This window comes from Streptomyces sp. NPDC043726, from assembly GCF_056436565.1.
The window spans coordinates 68,089-84,916 of record NZ_JBWKCI010000009.1 but is presented as its reverse complement, the minus strand read 5'-3'; the positions used below and the strand labels follow the sequence as shown (position 1 = coordinate 84,916).

The following is a 16,828-nucleotide window of genomic DNA, read 5'->3' as shown; positions in this document are numbered from 1 at the left end:
CGGGCCGCTGGGCCAGGTGTACGGGCCCCCGGACCAGGGCGCCCGCGGGCCGCTCGCAGCGGATGTGTGCGGGGCCGCCCTCCCGACCCCCGTGGCGAGAGGGCGGCCCCGGTGTCCCCCCAGCGGGCCGGCGGTCAGTACAGCTTGTTGACCGCCTTGGTGGTGGTCTTCTTGAAGGCGGCCACCGGGGCGTCCCCGAAGTCGCCCATCTGCGACCAGTCCACGACCGTCACGGCCCTGCCGTCCCGGCCGACGGAGAGCAGCCGGATGTCGTTGGCGCCCCAGGACGTCTCGGTGTGCAGTCCGTGGACGCGGGCGCCCTCCTCGACGGGCAGCGAGCCGTAGGACTTGTACGCCGCCTCGACCTCCGGGTCCGCGGCCTCGATCCGCCCGGCGCAGGACTTGAACTCCTTGTTCAGGCTGCTCGCCAGCGCCTTGGCCTTGGCGGCGGTGCCGACGACGATGGTCAGCTGCCGGGCGCTGGTGTCCAGGTCGGTATGGAACGGCCGGTACCGGGAGTCGTAGGCGAGCAGCGCCTCCTCCAGGCAGAACCGCATCTCGTCCGGGACGCCGTCGGTGACCCGTCCCGCGGTCCAGGTGTACGAGGGGTGCTGCGGGAGTTCGGAGGCGGACAGGAAGCGGGGCGCGCTCGCCGCTCCGGTCGCCGCGCCGGCCGGTACGGTGAGAGCCGCGCCGGCGAGGCCTGCGACGGAGAGTGCGACGACCGCTGCTCGGGTGCGCTTGGACATGGGTGATCCCCCGTGGTTCGAGTGCGTGGATAACGCGTGACTGGGTGTACGTCGTCGTCACCGCGCCGTCGGCTGGTCGGGCCGGCGGTCGTCGGTGCGACACCAAGAGCATCAGCGGTCACAGGATCCGGGCGCAACAGGGGACGCCACATCCCTCGGGATGGAACCATCCCAGCCCGTCTGACGTGCAGGTACATGGGGTGCCTGGGATGCCGTCCCAGGCGGGAGAACACGGGGGAAGGGTGTCGGCACAGGACGAGGTCGAGGAGTTCGCCGCACTGCTCAGGCAGTTGAAGGAGCGGACCGATCGCAGTTACGGCTCACTGGCCCGCCGGCTGGGCATGAACACCTCCACGCTGCACCGCTACTGCGCGGGTGACGCGGTCCCCCAGGACTTCGCCCCGGTCGAACGCTTCGCCGCCCTGTGCGGCGCGTCGGCGGAGGAGCGCATGGAGCTGCACCGCCGCTGGCTCCTGGCGGTGGCGGCCCGACAGCGGCCTCGGGGCGCGGCAACCGCGGAGTCGGAGGAGGACCCGCAGGAACCTGCCGACGAGACACCGAACGCAGATCAGGAACAGGAACAGGAACAGGCAAAGGCAAAGGCAAAGGACCAAGACCAAGACCAAGACCAAGAAGAGCAGCCCACCCCACCGCTCCACCCCTGGTACCGCCGTCGGCGCGTCACGGTCGCCGCCGCCGTCGCCTCCGTGCTGCTCGCCACGCTCGGCACCGTCACCGCCCTGGACACGGACCGGGGAGACAGGGCCGACGGCCGGACTCCGGGCGCGGGCCTTCCCCGTACGACCGCGCCCGGCGCTCCCGGCGCGACGCGCGGCCCCTCCCCCACCTCCGCGTCCCCCACGCCCACCGGGCCCTCCCCCACGAAGAAGGCCAAGCCCTCCCAGCCCGCGCCCAGGGAGAGCGCCCCGTCCACGACGAGTGAGCCGGAGCCGACCGGAGTGCCGCTCACCTGGAGCGCCGACTCGCACGTCTGGTCGCAGGGCTGCGGGCACGACTACGTCATCGGCGGACCGCCGACGCGGGTGCCGCCGCCTCCGCCCGCGCAGGACGCCCGGACCTGGGCCGGAGCGGAGGGCGCGGTGCACGGGCGGGAGACGATGGTGCGGATCTCGGTGCAGGGGCGGTCGTCCACGGCGGTCGTCCTGGAGGCGCTGCGGGTCCGCGTGGTCGGCCGCGCGGCGCCCGTCGAGGGCAGTGCCTACGCCATGGACCAGGGGTGCGGCGGGGCCGTGACCCCGCGCTACTTCGACGTGGACCTGGACAAGGACCGCCCGATCGCCCGCCCGGTCGCCGGGAACGACGCGGGGACCGTGATCCCGGCCATGCGCCTGCCCTACCGGGTCTCCGCCGAGGACCCGGAGGTCCTGCTCGTCACGGCCCGCACCGAGGGCTGCGACTGCCGGTGGTGGCTCGAACTGGACTGGTCCTCGCAGGGCCGCAAGGGCACCGTCCGCATCGACGACGAGGGCCGCCCCCTGCGCACCACGAGCATCAAGGGCCTGCCCCGGTACGGCTACGACACCTCAGCGCGCGCCTGGACGCCGTACACCTAGGGCCTGGGCACGTTGCGGATGTTGGAGCGGGCCATCTGGAGCATGCGGCCCACTCCGCCGTCGAGGACGATCTTCGAGGCCGAGAGGGCGAAGCCGGTGACCATGTCGGCGCTGATCTTCGGCGGGATGGACAGGGCGTTGGGGTCGGTGACGATGTCGACCAGGGCGGGGCCCTTGTGCTTGAAGGCGTCCTTCAGGGCTCCGGCGAGCTGCTTGGGCTTCTCCACGCGCACCCCGTGGGCACCGCAGGCCCGGGCCACGGCCGCGAAGTCGGGGTTCTTGTTGGAGGTGCCGTAGGAGGGCAGTCCGGCGACCAGCATCTCCAACTCCACCATGCCGAGCGAGGAGTTGTTGAAGAGGACCACCTTCACCGGCAGGTCGTACTGCACCAGCGTGAGGAAGTCGCCCATCAGCATGGTGAATCCGCCGTCACCCGACATCGACACGACCTGGCGGCGGCGGTCGGTGAACTGGGCGCCGATCGCCATGGGCAGCGCGTTCGCCATCGAGCCGTGGGAGAAGGACCCGATGACCCGGCGGCGGCCGTTGGGGGTGATGTAACGGGCGGCCCAGACGTTGCACATCCCGGTGTCGACCGTGAACACCGCGTCGTCGTCGGCGAGTTCGTCCAGGACCGAGGCGACGTACTCGGGATGGATCGGGACGTGCTTCTCGACCTTCCTGGTGTACGCCTTGACGACGCCCTCCAGCGAGTCCGCGTGCTTCTTCAGCATCTTGTCGAGGAAGCGCCGGTTCTCCTTGGTCCGCACCCGCGGGATCAGACAGCGCAGGGTCTCGCGTACGTCGCCCCACACGGCGAGGTCCAGCTTGGAACGGCGGCCGAGGACTTCGGGCCGGACGTCGACCTGGGCGATCTGGACGTCGTCGGGCAGGAAGGCGTTGTACGGGAAGTCCGTGCCCAGCAGGATCAGCAGATCGCATTCGTGGGTGGCCTCGTAGGCGGCGCCGTAGCCGAGGAGGCCGCTCATGCCGACGTCGTAGGGGTTGTCGTACTGGATCCACTCCTTGCCCCGCAGCGCGTGCCCGACGGGGGACTTGACCTTCTCCGCGAACTCCATGACCTCGGCGTGCGCGCCCGCCGTGCCGCTGCCGCAGAACAGCGTGACCTTGTCGGCCGCGTCGATCATCCGGACCAGCTTGTCGATCTCCTCGTCGCCCGGGCGGACCGTGGGCCGGGTGGTGACCAGGGCGGTCTCGACCGGCTTGGCGGGGGCGGGCTGGTCGGCGATGTCGCCGGGGAGGGAGACCACGCTGACGCCGGAGCGGCCGATCGCGTGCTGGATGGCGGTCTGCAGAAGCCGGGGCATCTGCTTCGGGCTGGAGATCAGCTCGCTGTAGTGGCTGCATTCGCGGAACAGCTGGTCCGGGTGGGTCTCCTGGAAGAAGCCGAGGCCGATCTCGCTGGAGGGGATGTGCGAGGCGAGGGCGAGGACGGGGGCCATGGAGCGGTGGGCGTCGTAGAGGCCGTTGACGAGATGGAGGTTGCCGGGGCCGCAGGAGCCCGCGCAGGCCGTCAGCTTCCCGGTGATCTGCGCCTCGGCGCCGGCCGCGAAGGCAGCGGTCTCCTCGTGCCGGACATGCACCCAGTCGATGCCGGAGTTACGGCGTACGGCGTCCACGACGGGGTTCAGACTGTCGCCGACGACGCCGTAGAGGCGCTCGACTCCAGCGCGGACGAGGATGTCGACGAACTGTTCCGCGACGTTCTGCTTGGCCATGGCTGCGGGTGCCCCTTCGGTCGCCTTCGCTGGGTTGCGTCCGGTTCCATTGGAGGCACAGGGGCACGTGGTCCGCTCGGTCAGGTCTCCCAGACGGCGGCGGCCGTACGGTCGTCGGCGTAGCCCTTGACCCTCACCTGGGTGTCGGCGAGGAAGGCGGCGAGGCCAGGCGGGGTGGGTCCTGACCACCGGTCGGTGAGGTGTCGGGCAAGTTCGGCCTCGCCGCGCAGGGGTTCGGCGAGACCGCTGGTGCACATCAGGAGCGTGTCACCCGGACGGGCTACCGAGGCGCGGAAGCGGAAGGGTTCGCGGGGCGGCTCGGGGGCGGGTTCGTACGGGCTCGGCGGCCTCGGGATGCCGAGGTCCATGGTGAGGCGGTCGCCCTCCGGGGTCTCGGACGGCGGTGACCCGAACCCGACGACGGCCTCGCCGACCGCGTCCGTGACCAGGGGCTCGATGTCCTGCCACTCCCCGTCCCGGAGGCGGAACAGGCCGCCGACGCCGACCCCGAAGAAGACGCGGGTACGGCAGTCCGGGTCGGCGGGCAGGAGCAGGCAGCGCAGGGTGGCCGCGTACTCCTCCGGGTCCACGCCCTGTTCGGCGGCGCTGGCGCGGAGCTTGCCGAGGCTGCGGTCGGTGAGGCGGTGCAGGCCGGATTTGAGGTCGCCCCGGCGGGCGGCGCGGATGTCCTCGGCCAGGCGGGCGTGGCTGCGGCCGACGGCCCTGCCGATCCACTGGCAGGCCTCGGCGGCGGCGCGGTGGGCGCCGGGGGTGGCTCGGGCGCCGGTGGCCATGGCGACGAGGACGAGGGCGGTGTCGCCGGTGCCGAAGCGGGCGGTGAGCAGGGAGTCCCTGCGGGGTTCGCCGCGGTAGCGGGCGGAGTCGCCGCGGACGGAGGCGGCACGGAGGGTGCAGGCGCCGTACTGGGCGCCGTCGAGGACGGTGTCGGCGACGAGGTCGTCCAGCTCGTCCGGGTCGGCGGGCGGGAGGGCGGTGGGTTCCGCTTCGTAGGTGGGTGGGCCTGAACCCACGTACTCGACGGCGCGCGGTGGTCCTTCGGTGCGCGGGGGTGGGATCGGCGTGCGGGTGGGATCAGCCGCACGCGCTTGCGGGGTGCCGCCCTCGCCGGCTGCCGGGGGCGCCCCAGCGGCACGACTGCCCGCGGGAACAGCCGGATCCGCGGCACGGCCTGCGGAGGCCACCGCGGACTCCGCCGAGGCGAACCTGTCGTCCAGGGAGTCCGGGGCCGCCGTGGGCCCTGTGTCCTCCGTGGTGTCGTCGTACAGCTGTGCCCACCAGTCGTCCTGCCGACCGGTGGGCCTTCCCCCCTGCTGGCTCATGCCCCTAATTGTCCACCGCTCGGGCCGTATGAAAACGGGGCATCCCGAAAATCGGGTGAGGGCTCGAACGGCGTTGCGAAACCGGGGGGATGGGTCGCCGGACGGTCCCACCCCCCACGGGAGAACCGTCCGGCGACGTCCGGGTGACCGTCAGCGCACGTCGTACGCCCGGGTCACGGTCTGGGTGACGGAGTTGCCCTCGGCGTCGGTCAGCTCGGCCCTGAGTGTGACCTGCTTCCCTGTCGCACCCCTGTGGTCGACGACCGCCTCCCACGTCCCATCGCGCCGGACGGTCCGCGCCTCGGTCCAGGTCTCGCCCCCGTCGTAGGAGTAGGCGAGTCGCACCCTCGTCAACTCCCCCGGCTCATAGCCCGCGTGGCCGGTCACCGCGAGCCCGATGCGCTGACCGTCCTTCGCCGGGAGCGTCTTCAGTCCGTCCTCGGGGAGGTCGTAGCGCGGGAAGAGCAGCGGGATGCCCTGCGAGTACACGTCCTCGTCGAGCGCCGACCGGAAGGACCAGGTGGTCGTCGTGGAGGTGGACCGCTTCCATGCCCGCGCCGGCTGCCCGATCTTCGTGGTGTGCAGGGTGAGTTCGTACGCCGACTCCTCGGCCGGAACCGTGAACACTCCGAACGGGTAGGGACTTTCGCCGATCGTCTCGCCGTTCCGCTTCAGGAGCATGCCGCCGATGTCGCCGAAGCTGCCCTGGAGTCCCGCGTGTTGGCTGTCGCCCCAGAAGCCGGGCGCGACGCCGATCAGGTCGCCCTGGCGCTCGGCGGCGAGCGCCTGCCGTCCGGTGTCGTCGAGCGGGGTGACCGGCGCGAGGACCCCGCCGTACCACTCCTCACTCCCCCGCTCGCCCGCCCTGTACGTGCGCGCCGGGTCCACCAGGAACTCGCCCCAGGGGAAGCTGCTGGAGACGTCCTGGCGCCAGACCGTGCCGCCGGTCGTGTGGTACTCGGTGCGGGTGAAGGGCGCGGGGACGGTCTCCACCTGCCCGAAGTACGCGGCCAGTCCGTTCGGCCGGGTCAGGGACTCCAGGTCGATGTGGTCGGTCGCCGCACCCGCCATCGAGTGGTACGTCGCTCTCGTCGCCGCCAGCCGGTCGTCCCGCACGCGATAGGTGCGGTCGGACTGGACCGGGCCCGTCTCCGGGAAGGCGAGGCTGTAGACGTAGGGGCTCTTGGCCGTCGCCTTCCAGCGCAGGGTCTCCTCCCCGGACTCCAGGAGCTCCGAGGCCTCCTCGGCCGGCACCGCGAGCACCGGAAGCGGGCCGCCGGTGAAGCCGACCGACGGGTACCAGCGGCCGGGTGCGTCGCGGTGGACGAGAAGTGCCGTGGCGCCCGCCGCCTTCGCGCGGGTGGCGACCGCCGAGGCCCCGTCGCCGTCCGGCAGATGAACCAGCGCGATCTTTCCCTCGGCGCCGGAAAGCTCCTCCGCCGTACCGGACTTGGCGTCGAACAGGGGTGCCTGCCCGGTGCCGTCCAGGTTGGCCGAGCCGAGGTCGGCCGTGGTCGGGTGGAGCGTCGGGCCGCCCACGACGGCGAGTTCGGTGATCTGCGGGGCCGCCGCGCGCCAGAAGCTGTCGAACTCGAAGTCGCCGTCCCGCGCCTGTCCGGTGACCGAGGCGTAGTAGCCGCGCAGGGTCCGGCCGCCCGCCGCGGTTCCGGCGTGCAGCCAGGTGTCGTCCCAGCTGCGGGCGAACCCGAGGGTGGCGCTGCGGACTTCGGAGGGCTGGTCGGTGTCGATGGCCAGCCGGTGCGCCTCGCGGGCGTCGAGGACGACGGTCGTGTCGTCGCGCAGCTCGATCTGCGGACGGGCCAGATAGGCGAGGGAGTCGAGGAGCGTGCCCTCGGTCTCCGGGGTCGTGATGAAGGAGGAGAGGAAGTAGCTGCCCGGGCGGAGGCGGTACGTCTGGTCCGCGGCGCCGTCGTTGAAGCGCCGTTCCCCGCTCGCGTCGTCGGTGCCGATGACGTCGACCGAGGAGGAGCCGTCGGCGGGCCTGCCGAGCCGGTCGACGAGCTTGACGCGCAGGGTGACCGTCTCGGGCTGGACGTACAGCGCGAAGGGCGTGGAGACGGAGATCCCGTCGGCCTCGGCGAGCACGCGGCCGGTGATGTCGCCGTACTGGGCACGGGTGAGGGCGGCCGTCGGGTCGACGGAGAGCGGGACCTCGGCCGTACCGCCCGCCGGGACGGTGACCGTGCGGTCGGCGAGCCGGGCGACCGGCGAGCGCACGGCGGAGCCGTCGTTGCCGGTGACACCGGCCACGGACAGGCTCAACTTCACCTGCCTGTCGGTGGTGTTGGTGTAAGGCACGCCGACCGTCGTACGGTCGCCGCGGTCCTGCGGCCAGTCGAAACTGCCCGCTTGCACCGCGGGCGCTCCCAGGACCGTCTGCCGCGTCGCGGCCAGCACGTCCAGGCGCCCGCCGCCGGTCTCCCGGACGTCACCGGGGATCCGGGACTCGGCGGAGGAGACGAGGGCCGCCTTGATCCGCTGGGCGTTCCAGTCGGGGTGCCGTTGCCTCACGATGGCGGCGGCGCCGGCGACATGCGGGGTCGCCATCGACGTACCGCTCATGGACCGGTAGGCGTACACGCCCCGCCCACCCGCACTGGCGGCGGAGATGCCGACGCCGGGGGCGGTGATCTCGGGCTTGAGGGTGTGGGAGCCGTACACCGGGCCGCGGCTGGAGAAGGCGGCGGTGGAGTCGTCGCGGTCGACGGCGCCGACCGTGAGCACACTGGGCACGCAACCGGGCGACGAGACAGTGTTGTTGCCGGGTCCGGTGTTGCCCGCGGCGATGACGAACAGGGTGTTCTCGCTCTTCCGCGCGAGTTCCCCGGCCGCCTGGGACATCGGGTCGGAGCAGTCGGTGCGGGCGGGGTTGCCGAGGCTCATGGAGACGACGTCGGCGCCCTCGTCGACCGCCCACTGCATACCGGCGATGATCCAGGAGGTCTCGCCGTAGCCGTAATCGTTGAGGACCTTGCCGTTGAGCAGCTCGGCACCCGGCGCGACGCCCTTCCTCTTCCCGTCGCTCGCCGCGCCCGAGCCGCCGACGGTGGAGGTGGTGTGGGTGCCGTGGCCGTCGCGGTCGCTCGCGTCCTCCGAGTCGGTGAAGTTCTTCGAGGCGCCGATCCGGCCCTGGAGATCGGGGTGCCCGGCGTCGACACCGGTGTCCAGGACGGCGACCTTGGTGCCCTTGCCGTCGTACCCGGCGGCCCATGCCTCGGGCGCGTTCACCTGCCGCGTCGAACGGTCCAGTGTGGCCTCGACCTTGGCGTCCAGCCACAACTTCCGCATCGGGCCACGGGACTTGGTGGCCTCGGCCCAGAAGGCGGCGGCCCTGCCCTTGTCCGCCTCCAGAGCGACGCCGTCGATGGCGTCCAGGGTGAGGCCGCGCTCGGCGCCGCGCGGGAGGGAGCGCGGGACGGCTTCGTCGTAGGTCGCGATCAGCGGAAGCGTGTCGCGGTGGGCGTCGTCGTAGCCCTGGCGGACCAGGCCCGTGACATTGAACAGCTCCTCGTCGACCCGGCCCGAGGCGACGGCCTCGACGGCGCTCTCGGGGTAGACGTAAAGGTCATCGCCGGTGCGGCGGGTCTGCGTGAAGGGGGTGCGGCCGTCGTCGCCGGGCAGGGCGACGGCCCCGTCCTTCGTGACGAGGACGCGGTCGCCGGTGACGAGGGTGACGACGGAACCGGCGCCGGAGGCGGCCCGTTCGCCGGTCGGCGCGGTGGGCCGGTCGTCGGCCGCGTGCGTGGGTACGGCTGTCGTGACGGCCAGGACGGCGGCGGTCGCCGCCCCGAGGGCCGTCCTCGGTATCGCTCTCCCCAAGGTCGCCTTCTTCCGGTGCTGCCGCGTGCCCACGGACGCGCGAACGCGCAGGCCGGGAGGGCCAAGGCGGGCAATACGGGCGGTGGTTGATGCTGCGGTGGCGTCACCTTGGCAGAGGGGCGGGCGGTACGGCGATGATGTGCCGAGGCGGTTTTGCGCCGTGGCCGCTTCCCGCCATCGGCGCGCCGCTTCCCGCGATCGACGCGACGGCCGGGTCCCGCCGCCGAAGCCGGGCCGGGAGCCCCGTGACCCCACGGACCGCACGACCTTCGAGGAGAGCGATGCTGGCAGCGATAGGTCTGGACGAGGCGCACGAGTCGGCCTACCGGGCGCTGGTGTCGGTGGGCGCCGCGGACGTCCCGGATCTCGCGCGTCGGCTGGCGCTCGGCGAGCGGGACATTGAGCGTGCCCTGCGCCTGCTGGAACGGCACGGACTCGCCGCACAGTCCTCGGCCCGCCCCGGGCGCTGGGTGGCGGCGCCGCCGGGAGTGGCGCTCGGGGCGCTGCTCACCCAGCAGCGGCACGAGCTGGAGAAGGCGGAGCTGGCGGCCGCGCTGCTCGCCGAGGAGTACCGGGCGGGCGCCGCCGAGACCGCCGTACACGATCTGGTGGAGGTGGTGACCGGCGCGGACGCGGTCGCCCAGCGCTTCCTCCAGATCCAGCTCGGCGCGGGCCACGAGGTGTGCGCGCTGGTCACCGGCAACCCGGTGGTCGTGTCCGGCACCGACAACGATGCCGAGGAGCGGGCCGCCGACCGCGGGGTGCGCTACCGGGTGGTCGTCGAGCGCTCGGTGTTCGACCTGCCGCACGGGATCACCGAGCTGACGGCCGCGCTCGGGCGGGACGAGCGGGTGCGGGTGGTGGACCAGGTGCCGACCAAGCTGGTGATCGCCGACGGCACGCTCGCGCTGGTGCCGCTCACCTCGCCCACCGCGGAACCGGCGGCGCTGGTCGTGCACGCGAGCGGGCTGCTGGAGCTGCTGTCGGGTCTCTTCGAGTCGGTGTGGCGGGACGCGCTGCCGCTCAGGCTCGGGGGCTCGGGGGTGACCGAGCGGGACCCGGACGGCCCGGACGCCACGGACCTGGAGGTCCTCTCCCTGCTCCTGGCCGGACTGACCGACGCGAGCGTGGCCAAGCAGCTGGACGTGGGCCTGCGGACCGTGCAGCGCCGCGTGAAGCGCCTGATGGAACTGACCGGCGTGACGACTCGCCTCCAGCTGGGCTGGCACGCCTACGAACGGGGATGGGTGGCCCGGGACCGCTGAACCGGGGGGCCGGGGTGGGCGGGGCGGGCGGGGCGCGCTGAACCGTGGGCACAGGAGGGTCGGGCGCGCTGAACCGCGGGGCGGCGGGTCGGGTGCGCTGATCTGCGGGGTCATCCGGGCTCCGGCACCCTGGCCCTATGGGAGTGTGGGATCTCCTGCTGGTCGGCATAGTCGTCCTGCTCGGCCTGTGCGGAGTACTGGTGCCCGGTGTGCCGGGGTCGTGGCTGGTGTGGGCCGCGGTCATGTGGTGGGCGCTGAAGGACCCCCGGGCGGAGGCAGGATTCCTGCTGGTCGGGGCGACGGTCGCGCTGTTCCTCTCCCAGGTCGTCCGCTGGGCCCTGCCACCCCGGCGGCTCCGCGAGTCGGGCGCGACCCGCCGGATGGCCGTGTACGCCGGATCGGGGGCCTTCCTCGGCTTCTTCCTGATCCCCGTGCTGGGCGCGATCCCCGGGTTCATGGGCGGCATCTACCTGGAGGAGCGCCGCCGCCTCGGCCGGCACGCGGAGGCGATGGCCGCCCTGCGCACGGCGATGCGCTCGGGCGGCTCCAGCGTGCTGGCGGAACTGTTCACCTGCCTGCTGATCGCCGGGGCGTGGCTGGGCGTCGTGCTCTGGGGGACGTAGGGCCCGGGGACCGGGGCGCGCATCCGATGTGGCGGGGCGGGCGTACGTGTGTGGCCGCACTCCAGCGAGGAGGTGATCCGCTTTTGTCCCCGGTGGGTCCACAGCTGGGGCCTCGGGGACTGAGCGTCTGGAGGACTAGCGCGCGCCCTCCAGCGTGAGCAGGGTCGTCTTGCGCTCCAGGCCGCCCGCGTAGCCGGTTAGGGTGCCGTTCGCGCCGATCACCCGGTGGCAGGGGCGCAGGATCAGCAGCGGGTTGGCGCCGATCGCGCCCCCGACGGCCCGGACGGCGGCCCGGGGGGCGCCGACGCGCGCGGCGATCTCGCCGTACGTGGTGGTGGCGCCGTAGGGCACGTCGTCCAGGGCGGCCCACACCTTCTCGCGGAACGCGGTGCCCTCGGCGCGCAGCGGCAGCCGGAACTCCTTCAGCTCCCCCGCGAAGTAGGCGGCGAGCTGCTCCTCGGCGTCCCGGAAGGCGCCGGGCTCGTGCCGCCAGCCCTCCTCGACCACGCGTCCGCCCTTCTGGCCGGGCACGGACAGCGAGGTCAGGACGCCGGTCTCCGGGTCGGCGGTGAGCAGCAGGGGGCCGACGGGGCTGTCGAGGGAAGTCCAGTGGACGGTCATGACGGGTTACTCCAACTCCCCTGCTGTGCGCAGGTGTCGCAGGGCGTACGAGCGCCAGGGGCGCCAGCTGTCGGGGACGTCGAGGCCGGGCGGGGCGACGTCGGGATCGCCGAGAGCGCGGGTGCGGATCACGGCGACGGTGGAGGTGTCCAGGCCGGGCAGGGCGAGCAGGGCCTCCTGCGCGTCGTCCCGGTCGGCGCCCGCGTCCAGGCGGACGACGCCGTCGGCGAGGGCGGCGGTCAGCGTACCCAGGATGCCGTGCGGCTCGGCCTCGGCGAGGACGGCGGGTTCGGGGAAGAGGTGGGTGAGGCTGCCGCAGGGGGCGTCCAGCGCCTTGCCGTACCGCCGCACCAGCCGCTCGGCGCCGGCGGTGCCCACCAGCGCCCGTACGGCCAGCTCGTCGGGGTCGGCGGCGCCGGGCGACCGGAGCCCGGGGCGGGCCGCGACCAGCGGGGCGAGCCGGGCGTCTGCGCCGAGCCGCTCGTCCACGGCGTAGGGGTCGGCGTCCAGGTCGAACAGGCGGCGCAGTCGCTGGACGGCGGTGGTGAGGTCACGGGGGTCGGTGAGGTGCAGGTGGGCGTCGAGCCAGCCGCCGGGGTGCGTGCGGGTGTGAGCCATGCCGGGCCGCTCGTCGACGGCGACGATGCCGGTGCCGTGCGGGAGGCGGAGGGTACGGCGGTAGACACGGCGTCCGGGGGTGCCGTGCACGTCCTCCACGCCGGGTACGGCCTCGGCCTCGAGGAGGTCGAAGACGTCCCCGGACCGGTAGGGCCCTCGGTAGGCGAGGCGCAGCGGGATTCCGGCGGTCGGGGTGGCGGGGCGCCGGGCGGCACGGGCCGCGGCCCGGCGCAGTTCGCTGGGCGTCTGCGCGTAGGCGGTCCGGATGGTGTCGTTGAACTGGCGCACGCTGGCGAATCCGGACGCGAAGGCGATCTCGGTGATCGGCAGCTCGGTGGTCTGGAGCAGGACGCGCGCGGTGTGCGCGCGCTGGGCGCGGGCGAGGGCGACGGGTCCGGCGCCGAGCTCGCCGGTCAGCTGCCGCTGGACCTGGCGGGGGCTGTAGCCGAGCCGCGTGGCGAGCCCGGCGACCCCTTCCCGGTCGACGACACCGTCCCCGATGAGCCGCATGGCCCGCCCCACGACGTCCGCGCGCACGTTCCACTCGGCCGAGCCGGGCGCGGCGTCCGGCCGGCACCGCCGGCAGGCCCGGAATCCCGAGCCCTGCGCGGCGGCGGCGGTCGTGAAGAAGCGGACGTTGTGACGCTTCGGGGTGACGGCGGGGCAGCTGGGCCGGCAGTAGATCCCGGTGGTCTCGACGGCGAAGAAGAACTCCCCGTCGAACCTCCCGTCCCTGCTCCGCACGGCCTCGTACCTGGTGTCTTCATCCATCACGCGTTCCAGTCTCGGCGATGCCGGGGGGTGCCGCTGGCGGGATTCGGACACCAAGGCAGTCGGCGCCCGGCAGGCGGGTGCGGCGTTCACCTGGCCACGGAGCCCCCGCCGCCGGGCAGGCCGGCACGGAGGTCAATCGGACGCGGAGCACCCGCCGCCGGGCAGGCCGGCACGGAGGTCAATCGGACGCGGAGCACCCGCCGCCGGGCAGGCCGGCACGGGGTTCAGCCGGACGCGGAGCACCCGCCGCCGGGCAGGCCGGCACGGGGTTCAGCCGGACGCGGAGCACCCGGCAGTCGGCACCAGGTCCCCCGCACGCCGAGCGCCCCGGCAACCGGCACCCGGCACCCGGCACCCGGCACCAGGTCGACCCGGACGCGGTGACCGGCGCCGCCGCCTGCCCCTCGGCGCGGCGGCGCTCGACCCCCACGATCGGACCACTCGGCGCGGCGGCGCTCGACCCCACAATCGGACCACTCGGCACGGTCACGCCCGACCCGGCCGCCAGACCAGTCGGCACAGCCGCCCCCGACCCGCCGCCAGCCCCTCGGTACGGCCCCACAGCCGCCCCCGACCCGCCGCCAGCCCTCGGTACGGCCCCACAGCCGCCCCCGACCCGCCGCCAGCCCTCGGTACGGCCCCTCAAGCCTGGCCGTCCAACCCCAGGCGGCCACCTCGCCCCGCCAGCTAGCTACGCCCTGGAGGCCATCTCGCCCCGCCAGCTACGCCCCCGAGGCCATCTCGCCCCGCCAGCTACGCCCCGGCGGCCGCCCTCGACCGCCGTGGGCCCATGACCCGCCCCGCTAGCGCCAGCCGTTGCGCTTCGCCTGGCCCGCCGCTCGGCCCTCCGCGCCCTTCCGCTTCCAGTCGCGGCGGATCTCGGCGCGCAGGCGGGCGTCGGTCTTGGCGACGATGCGCTGGTTCTCGCGGATCAGCTTGCGATAGCTGTCGAGGCGTCGTTCCGGCAGCTCTCCGGAATCGATCGCGGCGAGGACGGCGCAGCCGGGTTCGGCCTCGTGGGCGCAGTCGTGGAAGCGGCACCGCTCGGCCAGTTCCTCGATCTCGGCGAACACCTGTCCGACCCCGGTCTCGGCGTCCCAGAGTCCGACGCCCCGCAGCCCTGGTGTGTCGATCAGGACCCCGCCGCCCGGCAGGGCGAGCAGGTTGCGGGTCGTCGTGGTGTGCCGCCCCTTGCCGTCCACGTCCCGGATCTCCTGTACGTCCATGACGTCGGCCCCGAGCAGCGCGTTCGCGAGCGTCGACTTGCCCGCCCCGGACTGCCCGAGCAGCACGGACGTACCGCTGCCGAGGACCGCGGTGAGGACGTCGAGCCCTTCGTCGAGATGCGCGCTGACGGTCAGCACCGGCACCCCGGGCGCGGTCGTCTCGACGTCCTCGACCAGATGGCCGAGCGTCACCGCGTCCGGCACGAGGTCGGCCTTCGTCAGCACGACCACGGGCTGCGCCCCGGATTCCCAGGCCAGCGCCAGGAACCGCTCGATCCGGCCGAGATCGAGCTCGACGGCCAGGGACACGGCGACGACCGCGTGGTCGACGTTGGCCGCGAGGATCTGCCCCTCGGACCGCTGGGAGGAGGTGGAGCGCACGAAGGCGGTACGGCGCGGCAGATACGTCCGTACGTAGCGCGGACTGCCCCCGGGTTCGACGGCGACCCAGTCGCCGGTGCACACGACCCGCATCGGATCGTGCGGGGTGACGAAGGCGGTGTCGGCGCGCAGCACACCGCCGGCGGTGACGACGTCGCACTGCCCGCGGTCGACTCGGATGACGCGTCCGGGCAGCAGCCCTTCGGCGTCGTAGGGGAGGAACTCCTCCGCCCAGGCGTCGTCCCAGCCGTAGGGAGCGAGGGCGGAGGACACAGAAGTGGAAGTCAAGGGTGACCCTTCAAAGGGCGGCCCCGGCGACGGAAGTCGGGTTCAGCCGGCGGCCACGGAGGTGGACTTGATGGATTCCTGCTTGCGGGCAGCGCTCATCGCAATGACAGCCATCGGTCGACACCTCCTCTTCAGCACGCTCGGAACGAACGACCACACGGTATCCGGGCCCCCCTCGGGCCCGTCAACCGAATTAAAGGTCAGCTCGTGCCGCACTCCCGCCCGTTCAGCGCGAAGTCGTGCGCGGGCGAGTTCTTGCCCTGCCAGGACGCGATGAAGCCGAAGGTCAGGGTGCCGTCGGCGGGGACCGCCTTGTTGTAGTCGGCGGCGGTGGCCGTGACCCGGGAGTCGTCCTGGGTGAAGCTCGCGTCCCACATCTGCCCGACGTGCTGGCCGTCCCGGAAGGACCAGGCCACGCGCCAGGTGTCGAGGGGCTGTTCGGTGGTGACGGTGACGGTGGCCTGGAAGCCGTCGGGCCACTGGTTGACCAGGTCGTAGCGGACCCGGCAGGAGGCGGCGGCCGGAGCACTGGACTCGGGGCCCGCGGTGGTCGTCGACGTGCCCTGGGGTTCCGGATCGGGGCCCTTGCTCTCCGGGGTGCGCTCACCGGCGTCCGACGAGGGCCGGGTGGTGGCGCTCACGGTGGAGTCCCGCGCCGAAGGTTCGAAGGACGGGCCGGGGTTGTCGGCCACCGGCCGCCGGTCCCCGGGGTCACCGGCCGCCCGGTCGTCGCCGGACCCGGAGCCCGAGCCGCCGAACTGCATCAGCGACACGGCGAGCGCCAGCAGCGACACCAGCGCGGCGGCGACGAGCAGCCCGCCGCGCACCGCCTTGGCCTTCTGCGCGGCGGGGTCGGGGTCCCCGTGGTCCGCGCCCGCGGTGGCGGGGCGCCCGGCACCGAGGCGGACCTCGGCGGCGCGGCGGCGGCGCTCCAGGTAGGCGAGTCCGCCCCAGCCGATGACCCCGCCGGCCAGGGCGGCGGGCAGACCGACGCCGTGCAGCCGGAGACAGGCGGCGGCCTCGGCGCAGTCGACGCAGGTGGCGAGGTGGCGGGAGAGGTCGTCCGGGGTTTCGGCGATCGGTGAGCGGGTGACGGCGTCGAGGAGGCGGACGTAGCCCCGGCACTCGGGGGCCTTCGGGGCGTCGAGGTGGTTGCGGTGACAGCGGTCCCGGAACAGGCCGCGCACCTGGGTGAGTTCGTCGGAGACGGTGGCCGGGTCGAGGCCGAGTCGACGGGCCACCACGGTCAGCGGCAGCGCCTCCACCTCGGCCAGCCAGAGCAGTTCGGCGTCCGGCTGCTGCATGTCGCGCAGTCCGCGCAGGGCGAGCGGCCGGCCCTGGGGCGGTCCGGCGTAGCGGGCGGCCTTCTCGGAGTTGAGCCAGAGCCGCAGATCGGGGTCGAGGCGGTTGCCGCGTCCGGTGACCTCCCAGTCGGCGGCCGTGGTGCGCACGGCCGTCAACAGCAGGGGTATCCGGGGCAGTCGGGGTGAACGGCGGCCGGCGTAGCGGGTGCCGTGCGACTCGGCGGCGCGGACCTCGCGCATGCCGGCCGTGAACGCCTCCGTGGCCAGTTCGGTGGCCGCGGTGGAGCCGGCCGTGCACAGGTCGGCGTACGAGAGCACGGCGTCCCAGCACTCGGAGAACAGCGCGGCCTCGGTGGCGTCCTGGGGGGTCGGCAGGTCGGGCATGGGTCTCCTGCATCCACAAGCGAAGTCAACTCACCATATTGGCAAAGGAGTTGGGGGGAACCTCGCGGCAGGAACCGAGCCTTTCACGTCTTCGACACAACT

The 16,828-nt window shown here is 73.4% G+C and carries 11 protein-coding genes; 3 read left to right on the top strand and 8 right to left on the bottom strand.

The window, feature by feature from the left end; genetic code table 11:
- Window positions 1-134: 134 nt before the first annotated feature.
- Window positions 135-749, bottom strand: a complete 615-nt coding sequence (locus AC068Z_RS25880; RefSeq protein ID WP_478560091.1) for a hypothetical protein — start codon at window positions 747-749, stop codon at window positions 135-137.
- A gap of 242 nt (window positions 750-991) precedes the next feature.
- On the opposite strand from AC068Z_RS25880, the gene AC068Z_RS25875 reads away from it, so the two are divergent.
- On the top strand, window positions 992-2,323 hold the full coding sequence (locus tag AC068Z_RS25875) for a helix-turn-helix domain-containing protein (protein ID WP_478560089.1): 1,332 nt from the start codon (window positions 992-994) through the stop codon (window positions 2,321-2,323).
- On the opposite strand, the gene AC068Z_RS25870 is transcribed toward AC068Z_RS25875, so the two are convergent.
- The 3 genes from AC068Z_RS25870 to AC068Z_RS25860 all read right to left on the bottom strand — a co-directional run bounded on the left by AC068Z_RS25870 (window position 2,320) and on the right by AC068Z_RS25860 (window position 9,242).
- Window positions 2,320-4,062 carry a pyruvate dehydrogenase gene (locus tag AC068Z_RS25870; RefSeq protein WP_478560087.1) on the bottom strand — a complete coding sequence of 581 codons (1,743 nt, stop codon included), beginning with the start codon at window positions 4,060-4,062 and terminating at the stop codon, window positions 2,320-2,322. The two genes, AC068Z_RS25875 and AC068Z_RS25870, sit on opposite strands and share 4 nt — an antisense overlap.
- 80 nt (window positions 4,063-4,142) lie before the next feature.
- The gene (locus tag AC068Z_RS25865; protein ID WP_478560085.1) at window positions 4,143-5,402 is read right to left on the bottom strand and encodes a protein phosphatase 2C domain-containing protein; all 1,260 of its coding nucleotides are present in this window, start codon (window positions 5,400-5,402) and stop codon (window positions 4,143-4,145) included.
- Window positions 5,403-5,552: 150 nt separating this feature from the next.
- Entirely contained in the window at window positions 5,553-9,242 is a 3,690-nt protein-coding gene (locus AC068Z_RS25860) for a S8 family peptidase (RefSeq protein WP_478560083.1), read from the bottom strand.
- A 281-nt stretch (window positions 9,243-9,523) separates the two neighbouring features.
- On the opposite strand from AC068Z_RS25860, the gene AC068Z_RS25855 reads away from it, so the two are divergent.
- Both AC068Z_RS25855 and AC068Z_RS25850 read left to right on the top strand, forming a co-directional pair.
- A complete protein-coding gene (locus tag AC068Z_RS25855) occupies window positions 9,524-10,507 on the top strand; it encodes a helix-turn-helix domain-containing protein (protein ID WP_478560081.1) in 984 nt (327 codons plus the stop codon).
- 137 nt (window positions 10,508-10,644) lie between these two features.
- Window positions 10,645-11,130 carry a DUF456 domain-containing protein gene (locus AC068Z_RS25850; RefSeq protein WP_478560079.1) on the top strand — a complete coding sequence of 162 codons (486 nt, stop codon included), beginning with the start codon at window positions 10,645-10,647 and terminating at the stop codon, window positions 11,128-11,130.
- Window positions 11,131-11,265: 135 nt separating this feature from the next.
- On the opposite strand, the gene AC068Z_RS25845 is transcribed toward AC068Z_RS25850, so the two are convergent.
- The 4 genes from AC068Z_RS25845 to AC068Z_RS25830 form a co-directional block, all read right to left on the bottom strand.
- Entirely contained in the window at window positions 11,266-11,751 is a 486-nt protein-coding gene (locus AC068Z_RS25845) for a methylated-DNA--[protein]-cysteine S-methyltransferase (protein WP_478560077.1), read from the bottom strand.
- A gap of 6 nt (window positions 11,752-11,757) precedes the next feature.
- Complete coding sequence (locus tag AC068Z_RS25840) at window positions 11,758-13,140, bottom strand: bifunctional transcriptional activator/DNA repair enzyme AdaA (protein WP_478560976.1); 1,383 nt, start codon at window positions 13,138-13,140, stop codon at window positions 11,758-11,760.
- An 806-nt stretch (window positions 13,141-13,946) separates the two neighbouring features.
- Window positions 13,947-15,038 (bottom strand): ribosome small subunit-dependent GTPase A, encoded by a 1,092-nt coding sequence (rsgA, locus tag AC068Z_RS25835; protein ID WP_478560075.1) that lies wholly within the window; start codon window positions 15,036-15,038, stop codon window positions 13,947-13,949.
- Window positions 15,039-15,238: 200 nt separating this feature from the next.
- Window positions 15,239-16,726, bottom strand: coding sequence for a cellulose binding domain-containing protein (locus AC068Z_RS25830; protein ID WP_478560073.1), 1,488 nt, complete (start codon window positions 16,724-16,726; stop codon window positions 15,239-15,241).
- Window positions 16,727-16,828 lie beyond the last annotated feature (102 nt).